This window comes from Porphyromonas sp. HMSC065F10 (assembly GCF_001808555.1).
GTDB lineage: Bacteria > Bacteroidota > Bacteroidia > Bacteroidales > Porphyromonadaceae > Porphyromonas_A.
Window position 1 is genome coordinate 4,929 of sequence record NZ_KV793763.1, and the last position, 4,554, is coordinate 9,482.

The 4,554-nt window shown below is 59.8% G+C and carries 3 protein-coding genes and 1 tRNA gene; 3 read left to right on the plus strand and 1 reads right to left on the minus strand.

The genetic code is table 11. The features are described 5' to 3' along the window. Positions 1–134: 134 nt before the first annotated feature. The 3 genes from HMPREF2890_RS02600 to HMPREF2890_RS02610 all read left to right on the plus strand — a co-directional run bounded on the left by HMPREF2890_RS02600 (position 135) and on the right by HMPREF2890_RS02610 (position 4,295). On the plus strand, positions 135–947 hold the full coding sequence (locus tag HMPREF2890_RS02600; protein ID WP_070464893.1) for an enoyl-ACP reductase FabI: 813 nt from the start codon (positions 135–137) through the stop codon (positions 945–947). 78 nt (positions 948–1,025) lie between these two features. Continuing rightward, complete coding sequence (locus HMPREF2890_RS02605) at positions 1,026–2,393, plus strand: PhoH family protein (protein WP_070464896.1); 1,368 nt, start codon at positions 1,026–1,028, stop codon at positions 2,391–2,393. A 66-nt stretch (positions 2,394–2,459) separates the two neighbouring features. Continuing rightward, positions 2,460–4,295: an oxaloacetate decarboxylase gene (locus tag HMPREF2890_RS02610; protein ID WP_070464899.1), complete on the plus strand. Its 1,836-nt coding sequence runs from the start codon at positions 2,460–2,462 to the stop codon at positions 4,293–4,295. 69 nt (positions 4,296–4,364) lie between these two features. Here HMPREF2890_RS02610 and HMPREF2890_RS02615 read toward each other — a convergent pair. Next, positions 4,365–4,439: transfer RNA gene (locus HMPREF2890_RS02615), tRNA-Pro, on the minus strand. Positions 4,440–4,554: the final 115 nt, after the last annotated feature.

Below are 4,554 nucleotides of genomic sequence, written 5' to 3' on the forward strand. Positions count from 1 at the left end.
GCCGCAGATGGGGTATTATGCAAAGGTCTCTACAAAGTAGACCTCCCCGGTGCCGACTTTTGCCGGCAGAGTGTCTTGTAGCGCTTTATCCTTAACTTTGTTGAGTCGTTTCACAAAAGCTATAGAAACAAAGTATGTCGTACGGATTGCTAAAGGGGAAGAGGGGGATCATCTTTGGGGCACTCAACGAGAAGTCCATCGCCTGGAAAGTGGCTCAGCGCTGCCATGAGGAGGGCGCCACACTCGCCCTCTCAAATACTGCCGCAGCCCTGCGCTTCGGCACACTTGATAGGCTGGCTGAGGAGACCGGGAGTATCGTCATCCCGGCGGACGCCACTTCGGTCGAGGAGCTGGAGCAGGTCTTCACGCAGGCGATGGAGCAACTGGGCGGGACGATCGACTTTGTACTCCACTCGATAGGTATGAGCCCCAACATCCGCAAGCGGATCCCCTACGAGGAGCTTAACTACAAGAATTACGAGAAGACCCTCGACATCTCTGCGGTGTCCTTCCACAAGATGCTCTCAGTCGCCAAGAGACTCGATGCGATCAGCGAGTGGGGCTCGGTGGTGGCGCTCACCTACATTGCGGCGCAGCGCTCCTTTGTCGACTACAATGATATGGCGGATGCCAAGGCGATGCTCGAGTCGATCACCCGGAGCTTCGGACTGATCTACGGCGAGGCGCGCCACGTGCGTATCAATACGATCTCCCAGTCGCCTACGGCGACCACTGCCGGTGAGGGGATCGAGGGGATGAAGCAGCTGCGCCTCTTTGCCGACCGGATGTCGCCCCTCGGCAATGCCGATGCGGACGACTGTGCGGACTACTGCGTCTCGCTCTTCTCCGACCTGACACGTAAGGTGACGATGCAAAATCTCTACCACGACGGCGGCTTCTCCTCCGTCGGCATCACCCGCTCCGCACTCGAGCAATTCTTCTCCTAAGCCACGACGGGCAAAGATACATTTGTATCTCTTTCGCTACATTTGTGTCAAAGGAAACACTAACTCAACCGAACTACTATGGCTAAGAAGAATTTTGTACTCGATACCAACGTGATCCTTCACGACTACCAGTGTGTGAAGAATTTCCAGGAAAACAACGTCTACATCCCCATCGCCGTCCTCGAGGAGGTGGATAAGTTTAAGAAAGGCTACGAGCAGATCAACTACAATGCGCGCGCCTTTACCCGCATCGTCGACAAGGCGATCGAGAAGGAGACGGAGGAGGACACGAAGGACAAGGGGAGCAAGCTCCACGACTTCATCACCAAGGGCATCTCGGTCAATGACGACGGCGGGCGCGTCTATATCCTCACCGAGGGACAGCACCACCCCAAGGTGCAGGCTGCCTTTGGGGAGGACATCAAGGATCACCGGATCATCTCCACAGCACTGACGCTGATGGACGAGCATCCCGGTGAGGAGACGGTGCTCGTGAGCAAGGATGTCAATATGCGGCTCAAGGCTCTCTCCCTTGGGCTCGAGGCGGAGGACTACACGACCGACAAGATCCGGCAAGAGGACCCCAATCGGCCCGAGCAGCACGAGATAGAGATCGCCGATGACAGCGCCGTGGACAGTCTCTACGTCGCCGGTGGCAAGGGTGTCCCCGTGGAGGAGCTCTCCCTGCCGGTCACCGTGGTACCCAATCAGACTTTTGTCCTCAAGGCACCCAACTCCTCCGCACTCTGTCGCGTAGACAACGAGGCAAAGACCATCCGCACGGTGGAGAAGAAGAGCTACTTCGGCATCACCCCGCGCAATGCGGAGCAGGCGCTCGCCCTCGATGTGCTGATGGACCAGTCCCTCTCTCTCGTCGCCCTCACCGGTACCGCCGGTACGGGTAAGACGCTCCTTGCCCTCGCCGCCGCCCTCGCACAGGCCGAGGACTACCGCCAGATCCTCCTCGCCCGACCGATCGTCTCCCTTGCCGACAAGGACATCGGCTTCCTCCCGGGGGACTATAAGCAGAAGATCATGCCCTACATGCAGCCGCTCTTCGACAATCTCAATGTGATCAAGTCACAGCTCGGCACCGGGTCCGCCGCTGCACAGGAGATCGATGCCATGCTGGGCGATGAGCGCTTAGTGGTCGAGGCACTTGCCTACATCCGTGGCCGTAGTCTCGGCGATGTGATCTTCATCGTCGACGAGGCGCAAAACCTCACACCCCAGGAGATCAAGACCATCATCACCCGCGCCGGTGACCACGCCCGTATGATCTTCACCGGAGACGTGCAGCAGATCGACTCCCCCTACCTCGACAGCAGGAGCAACGGCCTCGCCTACATGATCGAGCGGATGCGCGGTGAGGACTGCTTTGCACACGTCAACCTCATTCACGGTGAGCGGTCCCACCTGAGCGACCTCGCCGCACGTAAGCTGTAGTAACTCCACCTCTTTTTATGACAAAAAAAAAGGAAACCGATACAATTTAGTCTCGTCTACCGAGACATGTTCCAGAGCTCGGGGAAGTATCAGCCCCTCGCCCACCAGCTGGAGCGGGTCGCCCCGGCGATCATCGATATGGACTGCTTCTCCCGAGTGGAGACGAATGGAGGCGCCTTTGAGCAGGTCCAGCTACTCGCCGGAGAAAACCCCAACCAAGCTGTCCGGACCTTTACCAAGCCCTTCCGTGAGGCGGGGATCAAGACCCATATGCTCGACCGGGCACTCAACGCCCTCCGGATGTACCCCTGCCCATCAGATGTGCGGCGGCTGATGTACAAGGTGAAGCACGCCCAGGGAGTCGACATTACCCGCATCTTTGACGGGCTCAACGACCCCCGCAACGTCATCCCCTCGATCCGGTACGCCAAGGAGGCGGGGATGACCCCACAGGGCACGCTCTGCATCACCCACTCGCCCGTCCACACGGTAGACTACTACGCCACTCTCGCCGACACACTCATCGAGGCGGGGGCGGAGGAGATCTGTCTCAAGGATATGGCCGGCATCGGTCGACCGACAGTCATCGGTCAGATCGTCCGACGGATCAAGGAGGCACACCCCGACATCGTGATCGAGTACCACGGTCACATCGGTCCCGGATTCTCCGTCGCATCAATGCTCGAGGCGGCACGCGCCGGGGTGGACATCCTCGACACCGCTGTGGAGCCATTGTCGTGGGGTAAGATCCACCCCGACGTGATCACCATCCGGGAGATGCTGAGGGCGGACGGCTTTGAGGTGCCGGAGATCAATATGAAGGCCTATATGCAGGTCCGCACGCTCACGCAGGAGTTTGTGGACGACTTCCTCGGCTACTACATCAATGAGCAAAATCTCCAGTGCTCCTCGCTCCTCATCGGCTGCGGGCTCCCCGGAGGGATGATGGGCTCGATGATGTCCGACCTGCAGGGCATCCACGAGGCAATCAATATGTTCCATCGACAGAAGGGCGAGCCGGAGATCTCCATCGACGATCTGATGGTGAAGCTCTTCGATGAGGTGGCGCACATCTGGCCGAAGCTCGGCTACCCGCCTCTCGTCACCCCCTACAGCCAGTACACCAAGAACATTGCCCTCATGAACGTCTTCAATATGGAGCGAGGGGGTGAGCGGTGGCAGGCGATCGATGAGAAGGCGTGGGGCATGATCCTCGGGAAGAATGGCCGCGTCCCCGGCCCCGTGGCGGAGGAGCTGCGCACGCTTGCGGAGGAGAAGGGGCTCGCCTTTACCGATGCTGACCCGCAGACCAATTACCCCGACGACCTCGATCGCTTCCGCAGGATGATGGACGAGGAGGGCTGGGACTACGGCGAGGACGACGAGGAGCTCTTTGAGCTCGCCATGCACGAGCCGCAGTACCGCGACTACCGCTCCGGCGTTGCCAAGGAGCGATTCCTCGAGGACCTGGAGCAGAAGCGTGCCGAGCGCGCCGCCCTCCGCGGCACCACCCCGGAGGAGGTTCGGGCGCTGAAGCGTGCCGCTTGGACGGCTGTCACCGCCCCTGCGAGTGGTCAGATCCTCTGGGAGATCAATCTCGAGGAGGGATCCGCTGCACCACAGGTCGGCACCGCCTACCGTCGCGGGAGCTGCCTCTGCGAGATCTGCCCCTCAGGTGGCTACCGCGAGCCGGTGACTGCCCTTGTCGGCGGGCGTATCCGCGAGGTGGTCGCTGACCAGGGCGCCATGGTCCGCAAGGGCGATGTCATCTGCTATATGGACGATGACGAGGAGAGCCTGCCGGCGGAGGAGAAGCCTGTCGGCTCCGCCCTCCACCGCCCTGAGGAGCAGCCCTACAGCCACCGCGAGGTGCTCAACCCCTCCACCCGTATGGGCAGGTAGGAGACACCACCAAGATAAAGCAAGAGAGCGATGAAGAGAAAAAGATCTCCTCATCGCTCTCATTTTTTGTCGGGGTGGCGAGATTCGAACTCGCGACCCTCTGCTCCCAAAGCAGATACGCTAACCGGACTGCGCTACACCCCGATGACCTCTCGGTCTTATGTGAGGGCAAAGGTAGCCATTTTATCTAGATTACGAAACGCCACCATGTCGGTGCCCGCTTCTATGGCTAATTCGCATTTTGATGTGCTGGGAGGGG

Excerpts from the sequence above, each read along its gene's own strand:
- HMPREF2890_RS02600 (WP_070464893.1), top strand. The coding sequence starts at position 135 with ATGTCGTACGGATTGCTAAAGGGGAAGAGGGGGATCATCTTTGGGGCA.
- HMPREF2890_RS02605 (WP_070464896.1), top strand. The coding sequence starts at position 1,026 with ATGGCTAAGAAGAATTTTGTACTCGATACCAACGTGATCCTTCACGAC.
- HMPREF2890_RS02610 (WP_070464899.1), top strand. The coding sequence starts at position 2,460 with ATGTTCCAGAGCTCGGGGAAGTATCAGCCCCTCGCCCACCAGCTGGAG.